Annotated in this window: 11 protein-coding genes; 4 read left to right on the forward strand and 7 right to left on the reverse strand. The window is 66.6% G+C overall.

Annotated features, from left to right (window positions below; translation table 11 throughout):
* Positions 1-16 precede the first annotated feature (16 nt).
* The 5 genes from ACSYG9_RS19435 to ACSYG9_RS19455 are packed head-to-tail and all read right to left on the reverse strand — an operon-like array spanning position 17 to position 8894.
* Entirely contained in the window at positions 17-1576 is a 1560-nt protein-coding gene (locus ACSYG9_RS19435; protein ID WP_454839622.1) for a long-chain-fatty-acid--CoA ligase, read from the reverse strand.
* Positions 1577-1623: 47 nt separating this feature from the next.
* The gene (locus ACSYG9_RS19440; RefSeq protein WP_454839623.1) at positions 1624-2118 is read right to left on the reverse strand and encodes an NUDIX domain-containing protein; all 495 of its coding nucleotides are present in this window, start codon (positions 2116-2118) and stop codon (positions 1624-1626) included.
* 13 nt (positions 2119-2131) lie between these two features.
* On the reverse strand, positions 2132-6304 hold the full coding sequence (locus ACSYG9_RS19445; RefSeq protein ID WP_454839625.1) for a TIGR02680 family protein: 4173 nt from the start codon (positions 6302-6304) through the stop codon (positions 2132-2134).
* Positions 6301-7422: a TIGR02678 family protein gene (locus ACSYG9_RS19450; protein ID WP_454839626.1), complete on the reverse strand. Its 1122-nt coding sequence runs from the start codon at positions 7420-7422 to the stop codon at positions 6301-6303. The genes ACSYG9_RS19445 and ACSYG9_RS19450 overlap by 4 nt, the downstream gene beginning before the upstream one ends.
* Positions 7416-8894, reverse strand: a complete 1479-nt coding sequence (locus ACSYG9_RS19455) for a DUF2397 domain-containing protein (protein ID WP_454839627.1) — start codon at positions 8892-8894, stop codon at positions 7416-7418. Before ACSYG9_RS19455 ends, ACSYG9_RS19450 begins: the two co-directional genes overlap by 7 nt.
* A gap of 98 nt (positions 8895-8992) precedes the next feature.
* Here ACSYG9_RS19455 and ACSYG9_RS19460 point away from each other — a divergent pair, with 98 nt between their 5' ends.
* Genes ACSYG9_RS19460 through ACSYG9_RS19470 form a run of 3 tightly spaced genes read left to right on the forward strand, consistent with a single transcriptional unit; the run spans position 8993 to position 11918 of the window.
* Positions 8993-9580, forward strand: coding sequence for a DinB family protein (locus tag ACSYG9_RS19460; RefSeq protein ID WP_440124061.1), 588 nt, complete (start codon positions 8993-8995; stop codon positions 9578-9580).
* Between the two features lie 60 nt (positions 9581-9640).
* On the forward strand, positions 9641-10129 hold the full coding sequence (locus ACSYG9_RS19465; protein ID WP_440124062.1) for a MarR family transcriptional regulator: 489 nt from the start codon (positions 9641-9643) through the stop codon (positions 10127-10129).
* Positions 10122-11918 carry an AMP-binding protein gene (locus tag ACSYG9_RS19470; protein WP_440124063.1) on the forward strand — a complete coding sequence of 599 codons (1797 nt, stop codon included), beginning with the start codon at positions 10122-10124 and terminating at the stop codon, positions 11916-11918. Before ACSYG9_RS19465 ends, ACSYG9_RS19470 begins: the two co-directional genes overlap by 8 nt.
* A gap of 3 nt (positions 11919-11921) precedes the next feature.
* Here ACSYG9_RS19470 and malQ read toward each other — a convergent pair whose 3' ends face one another.
* The gene (gene malQ, locus ACSYG9_RS19475; RefSeq protein ID WP_440124064.1) at positions 11922-14036 is read right to left on the reverse strand and encodes a 4-alpha-glucanotransferase; all 2115 of its coding nucleotides are present in this window, start codon (positions 14034-14036) and stop codon (positions 11922-11924) included.
* A 155-nt stretch (positions 14037-14191) separates the two neighbouring features.
* On the reverse strand, positions 14192-15604 hold the full coding sequence (locus tag ACSYG9_RS19480; RefSeq protein ID WP_454839628.1) for a T3SS (YopN, CesT) and YbjN peptide-binding chaperone 1: 1413 nt from the start codon (positions 15602-15604) through the stop codon (positions 14192-14194).
* Positions 15605-15723: 119 nt separating this feature from the next.
* On the opposite strand from ACSYG9_RS19480, the gene ACSYG9_RS19485 reads away from it, so the two are divergent.
* Positions 15724-16299, forward strand: coding sequence for an ion channel (locus ACSYG9_RS19485; RefSeq protein ID WP_440124066.1), 576 nt, complete (start codon positions 15724-15726; stop codon positions 16297-16299).
* The last annotated feature ends 58 nt before the right edge of the window (positions 16300-16357 follow it).

The raw sequence follows: 16357 nt of genomic DNA on the forward strand, positions 1-16357 counted from the left end.
GGCCCCGACCCCGGTCTCAGATGCTTCGTTCGTGTCCGTCCCAGTAGGGCTCGCGTAGCGCCCGTTTGAGGATCTTCCCCGTGGGATTGCGGGGGAGGTGACCGGCGATGTCTATGCTGCTCGGGCACTTGAACTTTGCGAGTTCTGTGCGTGCGTACTCGATCAGTTCGTCCTCGCCGACCGACCCGTCGGGGGTGAGGACCACCACGGCCTTGACCGCTTCACCCCACTTCTCGTCGGGCACTCCGATCACCGCGACCTCCGCGACTGCCGGATGCTCGATCAGTACGCGCTCGACCTCCGGGCAATAGACGTTCTCGCCGCCTGTGATGATCATGTCCTTGAGCCTGTCCTCGATGAACACGAACCCGCCTTCGTCGACGCGGCCCATGTCGCCGCTGCGCAGCCAACCGCCCTCGACGATCGCCTCGGCGGTCGCGTCCGGCCGACCCAGATACCCCGGTGTCGTCTGCGCCGACCTCCACCACAACTCGCCGACGCCACCCACTGGAAGGTCGGCCTCTCCGACCGGATCGACGATACGCATCTCGATGCCCGGTATCGGGGTTCCCGCCGACGCCATCCGCCGCTCCTGCGAGGGGTCGCGGTGGACTTCCGGCATCAGTGCGGTGATGACCCCGGCGAGTTCGGTCATCCCGTACACCTGCACGAATTCGGAATCAGGCCATGCGGCCAGAGCCGCGCGCAACAAAGGCAGCGGCATCGGAGCTGCGCCGTAGGTGATGCGCTTCAGTCGAGACAGTGCGGCGATTGCCTGTTCACCTGCCGCGAGGACGCCAGAGATCACGGGAGGCACGAGAAATGCGACATTCGCGCCTGCCGCAATCCCGCCGAACAGCGACTGTGCGTCCGCTTCGCGGGTGAAGATGCACCGTCGGCCGTCGTGGATTCCGATGATCGCGTAGCAGGTACCTCCGACGTGGAACAGTGGCATCGCCACGAGCAGGCAGTCCTGGTCGTGGAAAGGGAGTATCGACAGCATGGCCTCCGCGTGCGCGGTGAGGTTGTGGTGGGTCAGCTGAACTCCCTTCGGGCGTCCGGTGGTTCCGGAGCTGTACAGCAGGAGCGCCGTCGTATCGGGCTCGACGTCCGGCAGGGGCCGTACCGGGTCGCCGGATCCGAGAAACGACTCGAACTCGTCACCGTCGCCACCGACGACGATCACGTGCGTCACCGTACCGAGCCGGTCTCGGATCGACGCGATCATCTCGGCGAACTCTGCTCCGACGAACAGAATCTTCGCGTTCGAGTCGCGGAGGATGTAAGTCAGCTCGTCTCTGGCCAAGCGGAAATTGGGGATCGCGTTGGCCGCGCCCAGCGCCGACGCCGCGTAGGTCACCTCGACGCAGGCGAGGTTGTTCTTGTCGACGAACGCGACGGTGTCGCCTGCGCCGATCCCGGCCGCGGCGAGTGCCCCCGCAAGATGCCGTATCCGGTCGTACCACTCGCGCCAACTGTGCGCCCGGCCCAGATACTGGACCGCGGGAGAGTCGGGGATGGTCTGGGCCCAATGTTCCAGGCGGCCGACGAGCGTGGACGAGTGCGACGCGGGCATGCGGACTCCTCTGTGTGGTGTGTGTCACAGAGGATAGCGGCCGCGGTCTACCGAGGAGGGGACAGATCGATGGGCAGATTCGGTGCCGGGCTGTCGAGCAGACGCGGATAGTCACTGGCGAGCGAACGCGGTGCGAGCAGATCCGGACCTGTGTATCCGGCGATCTCGGAACGCGCCCACCAGCGGAACGCGGTGAGGTTCTCCAGCGCGAGTTCGTCTGCAGTCAGAGTGGGGCTCGGGACGAACGGGGCGGTGCGGATCAGGAAGTAGTCGTTGATGACGCCGTCGAAACCGGGAACGTGATCGGGCGAGATGATCGTCGAATGCCATACGTGTGATGGTTCGGTGGAGAGCTTGAATCCGACCTCCTCCACGAGTTCGCGCGCCAAGGCCTCGAGCGGGGTCTCCCCGGTCTCGATGCCACCCCCGGGGGCGATCCACACGGTGTGCCCGTCGGGCGTGCGCGCACGGCACAGCAGAAGTCGATCGTCCGGGTCGACGAGAAGTGCGCGGACCGAGTGGCGGAGGCGGCGGAAACTCACGTCGCGAGCCTAGTCAGTCGCCCCCGCGCACGTGTCTGCTGCGCCCGTCCCAGTGCACACGGGTCGTGACGGCAGAACTGTCGCCGAGGCGACGGACTTCGTAGATGTCGAGTGCCGGTACCTGCGGCACACATCCCCACAACGCATGCCCGGTCATGACGAAATCGATGTCCTGGCGCACCAGCAGGCCCATGAGCTCACCGATCGTCGGCTCGTCGATCTTGGCGAACGCGTCGTCGAGCAGCACCATCCGCAGCGCGAGGTCGGTGTCGGGCAGTCCCGAGAGATAGCCGTCTGCGGCGGCGAACAATGCAACGTACGACACGAATCGAGTTTCGCCCTGGGAGATCTTCGCCCGCTTCGAAATACGCCGCTCTTGATCGGGCTCCGGGCCGATGATGGTGACGTCGATGGTGTGCCACGCCCGGTAGTCCAGTGCTCGCGACAGATGCGCCGCGTATCCGGCCGACGGGTCGGTGCCGTGCGAGACCTCTACGCGGTGACGAAGCAACTCGATCAGATCGTCACTGTCCTCGATCGACCGGGCGCTGCCGGTGAGGAGTTCGGTGATCCGCGCCGCGTCGGCGTCTTCACGGACCGGATGCCACCCGATGCGGACACCGATGCCGTGGCTGGTCCTGCTGTCGGCGAGGCTCTCGTTCATTGCCGCAATCAGATTCTCGGCCTGCGTGATCCGCCTGCGGAGCTCATCGGCAACGCCTCCGAGCACGAAGCCGGTGAACACATCGTGTTCACGCTGGGACAGCGCGGCCCTACCCTCTTCGACTCGGGCGGTGAGGTGGGCGAGTACCCCCGTCGGGGTGGTGTCGGGACCCGTGCCGGACAGGCGCACCACATGGGCGCCCGATTCCACGGTGTGCTCGATGTCGATTTCTTCGGAGATCTCCCGATCGAATCGCTGCAGCGCAGCGAGGATCCGGTTCTCGCCCGTGTCCGTGGCGCGTGGCAGTGCTGTCAGCAAGGCATCGGCAGCCTCACGGACATGGTGCGCGTCGAGATGCGCGATCGGACCACCTACGACATCGGCTGCTGCGGAGAGGGCGGGGATGGCGAGCTGAGCCCCGAGTGTGCCCGCAGCCACCTCCAGTTCCTCGCGGTGACGGGTGAGTCGCTCCCGCGCTGCCGAGGCCTGTTGCATCGCCGCTGCCACAGCCTTGCCCAGCTGCTCGCGGTGAGCAAGGGTGCGGCGGCACTTCTCGTCGGTCCGGGCTCGCTCCGTCTCCGAACTTCGCAATTCCTCCGCGAGGTCGGCGACCGCGATGTCGACCGCCTGAGTCTGCGCGGCGATCACCGCTGCCCGCTCGTGCCACTCGTGCCATCGGGATTCGGCCTCGTGCTCGGCTCGCGCGCGCAGTTCTGCCGACTCGGTGACTGCGCGTGCGGAACCGCCGAATCTTGCGTAGTCGGCCAGGACGTCGCCGATGCCGCGGGCCAGGGTTGTGCACGCGGTGTCCGCCTCGGCACAGGCCACGACGACTGCGTCGAGGTCGGCGACACCGATCGGCAACGCGAAATGGGCGCAGGCGCTCCGGTGGGATTCGAGATCGGCCGCCCACCGGGAGCGCAGTGCACCCGCCCGATCCCGGGCCCGGGCGGCGGCCTCCGTACGGCGGAGTGCGTGCTCGGCGTGTGCGCGAGACCGTGCGTATGCCCGGTGCAGAGCATGCGCGGTGGGTGCAGAGGAAAGATGAGCATCGAGTTCGTCGCGTGGTCTCGGCGCGACACGGTTGTCGACCGACTGTCTCTGCTCGACGAGGTCCAATCGGACCAGTTCACCGTCGATCTCGTCGAGCCGGGTCCGGCGCGCGGCCTCGTTTCTGCTCCGGGCGGCCTCACCGATGAATCCGGGAGCCTCCGCGGTGTGCCGTCCGCGCAGTACGCCGTTGTGCCAGCGGCCGTCGCGTGAGACGGATGCGAACGCCGAGGCATCCTCGAACCCGATCGCGGAGAGAACCGAGGCGACCGCCTCAACCGGCGCCTCGGAAGTCGGGTCGGGCTGCAGGACTGTCGATAGCGGCCGGAGCGGAGGTTCGCCGCGTGGCGAGACGAGGATCTGCCCTGACGACGCACGTAGCCGACCTTCACCGTCCACGGTGGCAGTCAGTAACCCTGCCGCCAGCAGTCCGGATTCGATACCCGCCCGATCATCATCGCCGAGGGTATCGACGAAGTCGACGGCCCTCCAGAGCGGAACTCCGCTCTGGAGACTCCGCCACGGTGCCATCGCAGGGCCCTCGGAGCCGGGGTCGAGACGCTGTCGTTCCTCCAGCAGAGCCGACCGCAACACGCTCTCGGTTGCGGTGTGGGACTCGGCTGTGCTGCCGGACTCGGCCGTGCCTGTCCCGGTGGTGATACCGAGGTCGCCGGGTGTTGCGGTTCGGGTGAGTGCCACGAGTTCGGTGAGGACCGCGTCGGTAGCCGCCGGGTCGGGGTCGTCGCCGGAGAGTGATTCGACGGCGTCCACGAGGCGCTGCATCAACGCCGCACCGTGCTGGTCGAGGTGCGGCAGCAGCGTAGTGGTGCGCTCGGACGTGAACCATGCACGCCATCGGTGCTCGAGGTCGAGAGCGGCGTCGTCCAGCGCACGAGCAGCGGCATCGCGTTCGAGGATCTCGCGTTCGGCATCGTGTGCGGCGCGCTCGGCCTCGGCTTCGGCGTCGCGCACCCCACGTTCGGCGAGTTCGAGGCGACGGGCCTCGACCAGTCGTCTCGATGCTTGATCGCGCCTGCGCCGCGCGGCTGCCGCCGCGTGATCGGCGGCGACGCGGGCATCTTCGCAGCCCTCCGGAAGAAGCCGCACCTGCGCGACCGTGGGTCTGACGATGGTCTCTGCGACGGCTTCGCGCCGCGTGCGGACAGGTTCGGAATGGTCTTGGAGTCGTCGGATGTCGAGGCGGATCCGCTCCGGGAGGGTGTCTGCCGTTACGGCCGCGGTGGTGAGGCGGAGCTTCGCGGCCGCGAGCATCTCGGACGCCCCGGCGACCGTGACGTCCAGATCGGCCAGATGCGTATCTGCGCGCGCGGCTTCCAGGGACTCGCGGTTTCTGGCCTGCTCAGCGTGATGCATGGCCAGGTCGGCGGCGCGGCCGAGTGCGTCGACGGCGAGCGTCCGCTGAGCCAGATCATCGGCGTGGCGGAACAGCGCATGGGATTCGAGGCCTCGGATGGCGCGATCGAGTTCGGCGAGCTGGTCACGTCGTTCGCTCAGGCGAGTGTCGGCTGCGGCGACCTGAGCGTCGAGGTCCGCGACCTCGGCTTCGGCCTCGTCGAGTTCGGCACGCGTCCGGGCGACCCGGTCGGCGGTTTGTGCGGCGACACCCGCACTTGCCCGCAGCAGGTCGGCTGCGTAACGACGATAGACGGCGTGGAACTGGCGGACTCGGGTGAGCGAGGATTCCAGCCGAGTCTGGGCTGCACGACTCTCGCCGAGCAGATCGAGACGATCACCCGCCGAGGCGAGCATGTTCTCGTTGAGCGGGGGGAGCGCGTCGGACAGGATCTGAGGCAGACGGCCTTCGTCGATTCGGTTGCCGACATCGGGTGACCGCAGGGTGTGCAGTAGCTGCAGCAGGCCCGTGTACCGATCGCGCCCGGAGTCACCGTCCAGACCGAACACCAGCGTGCGGACGGTGTCGCGGTGTTCCTCGGGGCTGCGCGTGATCCGGTCCGGACCGATGCGGGCAGCGAGGTCGTCGCGCGAGAGCGGCACCCGATGCTCGTCGACCAGCGGGAGATCGGTGCCCACCCGGGTATCGGAGGTGAAGAAGTGCACCTCGCTCCGATGCGCGGTCGCGCTGTAGCGCACGTATGCGCCGATCGTGAGAACACCGTCAGGACGCGACAATTCGAGCCACAGATAGCCGATGCGGTTGTTCTGGCCGCCCGCTCCGATCCGCATCAGTTCGTCGAGATCGACCTTGCCCGCGCCGGTGGCATCCATGCGTTTGCGGTCGGCGTCGAGCAGGAACGGCAGCAACATCTCGAGGGCACGTGATTTTCCGGAACCGTTGGTGCCGCGCAGGATCATGCGCCCGTCGCTGAGGGTGAACTCGGTATCGAGGTAGTGCCAGACGTTGACGATGCCCGCGCGGGAGAGTTTCCACCGGTGCGGGTGCGGTGAGGCGGTGGCGGCATCGAGTACGGGCGCGTCGGACGAATGGGTCATGGTCGGGGGCTTTCGGCGATGGTCGGGCGATACCGGGCAGCGGGGGCAGCGAGGAGAATTCCGTCGTCGAGGGCACGCGCGAGACCGAGTCGCACCAGCAACGCCGTGACATCGCGGCGCAGTGCGGTGACATCGCGGACGTACTCGCCGCGCCAGCTCCGGGCGTGGGTGGCTACGAGGCCGGTCAAGGTGTTGTCCAGGGTGGTCGTGTCGATGTGCACCGCGCTGCCGGGTGCGGGATCGACTACGTCGGACAATTCCGAAATCAATAGAAGCGCAGCCTGATTCACGGTCCCCGGACCGGGGAAGGGAAGGTCGGTGAGGTTGCCGTCCGGGTCGTAGGCGAGCGCGCCTTCCGTGCGTACCTCGAGGACCAGACCGAAATCCTCGTCCAGACGACGTGCGATCTCGGCTCGTTCGCGGATCAACACGTCGAGAGTTTCAGGATCGAGATCGTCGCGCGCTGTGAACGGGTCTTCGACGAGTCTGCGATACAGACGGCACCGCGGTGTCTCGGGTCGTGCGGTGATCGCTGCCGACGGACCGGGAAGGTCGTGTAAGGCGAAGGCGGTGAGGTGCCGCAGCAGTGACCGGCAGACGGTGAGGACCACCTCGTCCTCGTTTCGGGCGTCGCCGAGATCGGCTTCCCCGACAACACCCCATTCCATCAACGCCTGCAGCGCGGCCACCAGATGTCGCCGCTCCGACAACCCGTCGGCGATCTCGATGTTCTGCGCGGCGGCGTCGGCTCGGACCTGCCCGACCAGTACCGCCATGGGAATGTGGTCGCCTTGACCAGGTGCGAGCAGTGCGGCGGCGGTCAATGCGAGATAGGTGTATCCGACCGCGCCGAACTCCCCGCCGGTCGCGCGAGGGAGCGGTCGCAGGGGCGCCGCGGGATCGAGCGGTGTCTTCACCAGCCGTGCGAACTCCGTCTCCACGATCAGCGTGTAGCCCAGTTGATCGGCGAACATGGCGCGCAGTGCTGTTGCATGGCGGCGGACCAGATCGAAGATGTCGGGGTCGTGGACGGCCGTGAGGATCGGCCGCTGCAGCAAGGCGCGGGCGCCGTCGCGCCGGCCTGCAGCATCCTGTACTGCGGTACCGGTGTTCACCACGCCCCGATCGTGTGACCGGAATCGGCGGGCGCCAGCAGTGGCGACGAGGTGCGAAGGATCAACCCGTGCACGGTGAGATCGCCGTCCGGGCAGTGCGCTGTGGTGTCGCGACCGGGTTCGGCGGTCAGGGTGAGGCCGAGGTCGTGGTCGTCGATGCGGTACACGCCGTCGAGTTCCTGGTGTCGTGCGAGAAGTGCCGCGAGCCGGTCGAGGAGTACGTCGCGCGCGGTCGTGGAGATCCGCTCGCCGTGCAGGTCGCCCGATGCGCGTAGTTCGGCGACGGCGTCGGCGAGTTCGCCCGATTCCTGTTCGGCCAGCGCTGCGATGAGGGTTCGATCGGCGGCCGGGTCGGGAATCCGGGCGTTTCGGCCACGCGGCGAGCGGTCGCCACGTTCGCGCAGCGACACCGGCACCGACACCGGATCGGCGCTCCACCAAGATGTTCCGGCTCCGATCCGCGGGTCCGGTTCTTCCGGGCCCAGCAGCAGGTGCCGGCTCGGATAGGCTCCGAATGTGGCGGCATGGAGCCGGTGGGCCTGCTCGTCCGAGGACTCCGAGAACCACGAGGCCAGGCGTAGAAGATCGGCTCGGTGGGAGAACCCGGGAGCGTCGGAGGTGCGGGTCCGGGTATGAGTGAGCAGCCGGTTCAGTGCCGTGGTCGCGGCGTCGCGCAGCTCACGCGGGCCTGCTTCCTCGTCGTACCAGGACACGAGCTGTTCCCATTCGTCTCGCGTGCGCCCGGGGGAACGGGAGACGGTGCCGCTGGGGAGCCCCGGATCGGGGAGCGCCGCGAGCAGGTCGTCGATGTGTGGGAGCAGGCGCTGCACCGCCGCGCAGACCTGGGTCGCGTAGCGGCTCAGATCGGAGGTGATGACGTCGATGTAGTCGAGTAGCAGGAGCTTGAGCTCGGTGTAGTCGTCGTCGGAGAGATCCGGTCGACCCGAGATCTCCGCCAGGTAGTTGTAGAAGTCGGCAACGCTGTCGGTGAATGCTCTGTGGTGAACGAACACTCCGGTGACGTGTCCCGCGAGGGTGTTCGGATCGATGGCGAATCCGGTGTGGGTCGCTGCGTCGATGTGCGTGAGTGCGTCGCAGATGCGCGCGAGGGATTCTCGGGTGACTTCGCGGGCGCCTTCGTGGGACGACAGCAGCGCGGTGGCCTCGCGGTGTATGCGGCCGCCGAGCACTGTCGGACGATATCGGGCGGTGGCGCGGACGTAGTCGCCGATCGATCCGCCGCGGGTGTCACGGCCTCCTTCACCGAGGTTGCCCCACGCGACGAGTTGCCGGCACCGGACATCCACGACGTCCCGGTCGATGCGATGTCCACCCGCGGTGAGGGCGGCGGCGATGTCGGCGGCAGTCGCGTCGGCGAATAGAACGTCTGTGAAGTAGGTCATGATCGCGACGTAGTCGTCGGATTCGTCGGCGACCAGGTAACGGAACAACCCGCGGGACCCCCCATTGCCCATCGGTCGTCCCTCCTTCGCGCCTCCCCGGTACGCATATGCTAGTCCTTCGCTTTCGTCGGGCGCCGGGGTGATGTGGGGATCGCGCATACGATGGGGCCATGAGCGGTACCGACGGGTTTGCGGCCGACCTGGTCGTGCAGTTGCAGGCCTCGCGCGACCTGATCCTGTGGAAGCTCGACGGCCTGTCCGAGTACGACGCGAGGCGCCCGATGACACCGACCGGCACCAACCTTCTCGGGCTCGTCAAGCACCTGGCCACCTGCGAATTCGGCTACTTCGGTGAGGTATTCGGCCGACCGGCCCCGGTCGAGTTGCGCTGGGTGGCCCCGGACGGTGCTGCCGGCCCTGACGCAGACATGTGGGCGACTGCCGATGAGTCGCGCGAGTACCTGGTGGCACTGTATCGCCGTTCGTGGCAACACGCCTCGGAGACATTCTCTATGACCGAACTCGGTGACGTGACGCAGGTGGACTTGTGGGGTCAGGGCCGCGTGACGCTGCACCGCATCCTCGTGCACATGAACAGTGAAACTGCCCGCCACGCCGGGCACGCCGACATCGTGCGGGAAATGATCGACGGCTCGGCCGGATGGCGGCGAGACTTCGACAATCTGCAGTACCACGAGGAGGCGCAGGTGCGTGCTCACCATGCCCGGGTGCAGGCTGCTGCCGAGCGATTCTGCTGATCGAACGCGGTGGATTGCCCTGGTTTGAGGCGTGGAGCACACCGGGCTTATAGTTGCCGTATGCAACAGAAACGGAGGTCCGATTCACCGAATCGAACCTCGGTAGCCGAGGTCTACGACGAATTCGTTCACCTCGTGCGCTTTCTGACTGCAGAGGGGCGGGCCGACGGCGGTTCCCTCTCGCTTGCGCAGCATTCGCTGCTCGGGTTCATCGCCCGCAATCCGGGTTGCCGCGCCACCGAGATCTCGGAGGTTTTCGGCGTCAATCGGTCGACCGTCTCGAGGCAAGTACGCCACTGCATCGACGAGGGTTGGCTCTCGGCGGACTCCGGACCGACAAGGCTGGGACACCCGCTCAGCCTGACGGATCAGGGGCACTCCGTGCTCGCCGTCACAGTGAATCGCCGATACGGCGAAGTCACCGCAGGACTGACGGGATGGGGCCAGGATGAGATCGACACGTTCGTCCACCTGCTGCGCCGATTCCGCTCCGGTGTGGATCCGTCCGCGCCTTCGACCGACCAGAACGATGGAGATTTCAGTGCGTGAGTACTCGACCCCCGCCCAGTTCACCGTTGCAGACGGCGATTCCGTCGTCCACACCGTATTCACCCAGGCGGAGGAGTTTCCGCACCGCGTGATGTATTCGCGCCCGCTGGGTGACGAATGGGTCGCAGTCACCGCATCGCAGTTCGCGGAGCAGGTCGCCGGTGTCGCGAAGGGATTGATCGCCGAAGGCGTCAAGGCCGGAGACCGTGTCGCGTTGCTCTCGGCCACACGATACGAATGGTCATTGTTCGACTACGCGATCTGGGCGGCAGGCGCGGTGTCGGTGCCGATCTACGACTCGTCGTCAACCGAACAGATCCGCTGGATCCTCGAGGACTCCGGGTCCTGTCTCGCTGTCGTCGAGACCGCCGCCCACGAAGCGCTCTTCGTCGGTATGCCCGACACCCTCCGCGGGATCCACCGGATCGAGGGCGGGGCAGTGGACGCGCTCATCGCTGCGGGCGCCGGAATCGGCGACGCCGAACTCACCGCTCGCCGCGAGGGCATCCGCGTCGACGACCTCGCTTCCCTCGTCTACACCTCCGGCACCACAGGCCGGCCCAAGGGTTGCATCCTCACCCACCGGAACTTCCTCTCGGAGGTTCGCGGAATTCTGACAGCGCCGATCGGTCAGATGGCCGCCAAGCCGGGTAACCGGATTCTCACGTTCCTGCCCCTCGCGCACGTACTGGCGCGTGCAGTGTCGCTTGCAGCATTCGAAGGTGGTGCAGCACAGTCTCACTGGTCTGATTTCGGAACCGTATCGAGCCAGTTCTCCCGTTACTCGCCACACATGATTCTCGGCGTGCCTCGCGTGTTCGAGAAAGTACGCGACGCCGCAGCAGCGAAGGCGGCAGCAGGTGGAAAGCTCAATGCGGCGATATTCCAGTTCGCTGAGGAAACCGCAGTCGCCTACAGCGAGTCGCTCGACCATGGTGGGCCGAGCCTGTTCCTGAAAGCCAAGCGGGTCATGGCCGACAGGCTTGTCTTCAGCAAGCTGCGCGAGGCCATGGGCGGTCAGTGCCAGATGGCCATTTCCGGTGGCGGAGCGCTCGGCACCACACTCGGGCATTTCTTCCGCGGTGTCGGCGTACCGATCTTCGAGGGTTACGGACTGACCGAATCGACAGCGGCGCACACCGTCAACATGCCCGGATCGCAGAAGATCGGCACAGTGGGTCAGCCCTTGGGCGGCAACAGTGTTCGTATCGCTGAGGACGGCGAGATCGAACTTCGCGGAGGGGTCGTATTCAACGGCTATTGGCGCAATGAGAAGGCTACCGAGGACGCGTTCGACGAGGGCTGGTTCCGCACCGGCGATCTCGGTTCACTCGACGCGGACGGCTACACCACGATCACCGGGCGCAAGAAGGACCTCATCATCACCGCCGGTGGCAAGAACGTCTCTCCAGGGCCGCTCGAAGACCGGATGCGATCGCACACGCTGGTCTCGCAGGCCGTTGTTCTCGGCGACGGGCGGACGTTCATCTCGGCATTGCTGACGGTCGACCCCGAGGTATTCGACAACTGGAAGAGGGAGAACGGCAAGCCGGCGGACTCCACCGTCGCAGACCTGCGAAACGATCCATCGTTGCGGGACGCGATGCAGACAATCGTCGACGACGCCAACCGCACTGTCTCGCATGCCGAGGCCATCAAGAAGTTCGTGATTCTCGATCGCGACCTCACCGAGGAGACCGGTGAGCTGACCCCGACATTGAAGATCAAGCGCAATGTGGTCGCCGAGAAGTTCGCCGCCGACATCGAGAGCATCTACGTGAAGCGGTGAAGCTCATCCGGGTTCGGCCGGGGACAACGCCTCCGCGAGTCGCGCGAAACGCTCGTGACCGGTGAGATCGTCGATGAGGACGGCCTCGCCGTCGACGTCTGCGAGAGGCACACGCCAGTTCGGATACTCATCTACGGTGCCCGGCTGATTCTGGCTCCGGGGTTCACCGACCACGTCGGCCAGCGACAACGCCAGCATGGCCGACGGGCTCGCCGCGACGAGCCGATGCAACGCCTCGACCTGCTGCTCGAGGTTCTCGCCCTCTGCAGGGTCGAGCAGCCCGCGGTCGCGGGCGAGACCGAGCACCGCATCGCGTTCGGCTGCCGCGGCAGCGAGTTCGGTCTCCAGATCGCCTTTCAGCAACCCGAGCTTCGATCGGATCGAAATATGTTCCCCGGCAATATAGCCGGACGTCGGCGGTAGGTCGTGTGTGGTGACCGACGTCAGGCACAACCGGCGGTAGTTCTCAGGTGCGCGCGGGGTGTCGCCGTCCTTCTCGAACCACAGGATCGACGTACCCGCGACCCCACGCTCGGCGAGATACTCCTGGACCCATCCCTCGAACACTCCGAGATCCTCACCGATGACGACCGCGTCGGCACGGTGCGCCTCGAGTACCAGGATGCCGATCATCGCCTCGTGGTCGTACCGCACGTACGCGCCTTCGCTCGGCGACGACCCTTCCGGCACCCACCATGTGCGGAACAGACCGAGGATGTGGTCGATGCGCACACCACCGGCATGACGCAGCACCGACCGGAGCATCTCGCGGTACGGGCCGTAGCCGAGCTCTTCGAGGCGATCGGGACGCCACGGCGGCTGGTTCCAGTTCTGTCCGTTCAGGTTGAAGTCGTCGGGTGGGGCGCCCACTGTGACCCCAGCGGCCAGCGCATCGCCCAGTGTCCACGCGTCGGCGCCCTCGCGTTTCACCCCCACCGCCAGGTCGTGTACGACACCGATGCCCATGCCCGCGGCTCGTGCCGCGATCTGCGCGGCGGCGAGCTGCTCGTCGCACAACCACTGCAACCAGCGGTGGAAATCGATGCGCTCGGCCAGTACGACGCGTTGGCGTTTCACCCAGGGGTCGTCCGGAGCCGTGGCCCGCTCGTCCCAGTGGCGCGGCCCGGCCTTCTCTGCGAGTGCGCACCACAATGCGAAGTCGTCGAGTGCCCGGCCACCTTCAGCGCAGAATGCCGCGTAACGAGCCTGGCGGGCAGGACCCCGGGGCACACTGTGGATCCGCTCGAGCACCTCGAGCTTGGCGCGGAACACCGGATTCCGCTTCAGCCGTTCGCCTTTCCGGTTCGCTTTCGCGCAGTCCCGTGCGTTCTCGTCGAGCAGTCTGCGCTGTTTGCGCGGAAGATAGGCGGCCTCGGGAATGTCCTCGACGCGCAGGTAGAGCGGGTCCACGAACCGCCGCGAGGACGGAAGGTACGGAGACGGCTCGTGTGGAGGCCGCGGCTCGGCGGCGTGGACGGGATTGATCAACACGAAGTCGCCGCCATGGCCCGCGGTCACTGCTGTGAGATCGGCAAGATCGGCGAAGTCGCCTATACCCCAAGACCGGCTCGACCGGACCGAATACAGTTGTGCGGCCAAACCCCACTGTCGGGAGCGCAGCACGCGGTCTGCCGTGGACAGTCGCGCCGGCGTCACCACGAGCGTCGCGGTCGCTTCGATGTCGTTGCTGCGCGCATGGATCGTGTGCCAGCCCAGTGGTAGCGCAGGCACCGTGAAGGTGGCCCGTCCGACGAGCCGTCCGTCGACCATCCTCGGTTCGACCCACACGTCGAGCTGCTCGGCGTCGACCTCGGAGCCGTCCTCGGCCACTACCCACACCGAGACCGGATCGCCGTGCGGCACGTGTACGGCAAAAGGACGCCTATCGCCTTCGGCGACAACCAGCGACAGCGGCAGCATCTGCCGCCACGGCGCGTTCGCGACATCCGCGAGGGATTTGTCGATCTCGGCGTCCGAACCGGCGGGGACGTCGAGTGCTGCCAGGATCGAGCGCAGCGTCCGATCGGGGACATGATGTTCGAGGGTGTCCCATCCACGGTAGGTGCAGGACACCCCGTGGTACCCGGCGAGTTCGCGAAGCTTGTCTGACGACGTCACGCTCTGGAATCATGCCAGGAAACGCCCGTGGTGGCACTACCACGAACGAGAGAGCGCATGACAATCATCGACGTCGTCGAGGGTGATATCACCACGATCGCGGTCGACGCCATCGTCGACGCCGCCGACGTGCTGCGATGGGCCGTGGCGGGACGCTAGTCGCCGAATCCGTCGAAGAGTGTCGGCTCGTCCGGATTGTCGAACAGCGGCGGCTGGTCGGTGCTCGGCTTCGCCGGCGGGCGCCGGTGGTTCGGGATCTCCGTGGGCAGGTCGAGGTAGCTCAGTGCTGCGGCAAGAGACCAGCTCGTCAGCTTCCACTCGAGCGCCTTTGCGTCGGCAGCGGCGACACCGTCGTCATCGCCCACAAAGGCACGGTTGAGGGATTCGCTGGTCCAGCCCACGTGCTGCTCGGTGCTGAGTTCGAGGAACTGCTGCAGCCGGGAAGCCTCCCGGTCTCCGATCGCCGCGACCGTCTCGACCGGAATATCGGAGCGCCCACGGAGGTGATGATCACGAAGTTCGAGCAGTGCCGCCGGAAGATCGTCTTCGAGGCGAGGTTCCCACAGGTCGTCCTCGAACAGATCGCGCTCGTCGGAGGCTTCGAAATCCGGGGCCTCGAAATAATGATCGTGACCGTGGCCGCGCATCGGAAGGCCGCCGATATGCGCGGCGAAGTCGTGGTCGACGCCCTCGAGGAAGCCGGACATGCGATCGAGAGCGGATTCCAGGTGTTCCGGCACGAAGGGCGACGCAGGCAGGTGGTTGACGACGGCGACGCGATCGTCGATGAGCACGAACTTCAGTTGCGGCCACTGCCGATTGAGATCGGAGACCACCTCCATCGCACGTGTGCGACCACTGATCGAATGCACGATCGGCGCAAGCAGATCCACCGTTGCTGCGCCCGCACCGACCCCGACGAACACGAGGACGTCGGCGATACGCAGCACGAGATCGCCGTCTTCATCCCACGTGGGGGTGTCGCCGACCCGGTCGCCCACGGTGTCCTCGATGAGTTCTCGCAGGTGCTCTTCCCCGAGGGGATGGACAGCGCCTCGCACCGGCACCTTGGGAGAGGCCTCGGCCACCGGTGCCGGAGTTTCGAACTCGTGGCTGCTGGCGGTCCCGAAGGATTCCGCACGCAGGAAAAGCGGATGCGGAACGCCCCATACCTCGCGCAACGCGCGCACCGCGACCTCGGCGAGCCGATCGGCCCACGACGAGGGGAGGTCCATCCAGAACGCGGGCGAGCCGCCGTCCTCCGGTGCGTCGGGATCGCGCGACGGTGTCTGCCATCCCAAATCCAGCAGCAACGCCTCGTCGTGCGGCGACAGGTGGCGATCCTCGGTCAGATGGAGATTCGACGGTACTTCGCAGCGCACCTGCTGATCACCCCACGCGTAGAACTGCACGCACGGCCCGGCCGGTCCTCCGGCTTCCTCTGCCAGTGGCTCCAGCACGAGTCCGCCTCCATCGCGCATGGCGGCGACGTGGTCGGCGAGGTCCCCCCGGAACTCGCGCCAGGCCCGGTCGACGTCGCGGTCGAATCCGCTTTCCGGTTCGCCCATGAACCTGCCCCCTTCCCTTCCCGACTTTGACCCGTGTGTCGTGAACACTAGTCGGACCCACCGACACCGTGCCCGTCGGTGAGCGCGCCGGGCGGGGTGCCGGGCGCATACTGACACCTGTGCCGAACAGCGCGCAGCCATCCGATGCAGCCGGAACCGACAGATCAGCGCAACTGCGCGCACTCACGTGGCGGGCGTTGCTTCGCACCGTGACGACGCTCGTGGTGGTGGGTACCGCCTACTTCACGCTTCCGTTCTCGGGACTCGACGACCTCCCCACACTGTTCCTGCTCGTATTCGGATCAGTAGTGGTGTGCGCTGTCTGCGGCTGGCAGGTGTGGTCGGTCCTGCGGTCGCCGCATCCGATGGTCCAGGCCATGGAGGGGATCGCCGCGACCGTCACCGTCTACATCGTCGGCTTCGCGTCGCTGTACGTGGTGATCTCGCAGGTCGAGCCGGAAGGATTCACTGAGGTCCTCACCCGGATGGGCGCCCTGTACTTCAGCCTCACGGTGTTCGCGACCGTGGGATTCGGGGACATCGCCGCGGTCACCGACGGAACGAGGGCGGTGGTCTCGGCGCAGATCGTGGGCAATCTGGTCTTTCTTGCCCTGGTGGTGCGGTTGTTCATGTTCACGGCGAAGCACCGGCGCCGGCAGGCAGGTCAGGAGCCTCTCGACGACGAGGATCCGTGAACCGAGAGACGGTGAATGCCGAACGTCCCCACAACCGGAGTCGGTGTGGGGACGTTCG

This window comes from Rhodococcus sp. SJ-2, assembly GCF_053750035.1.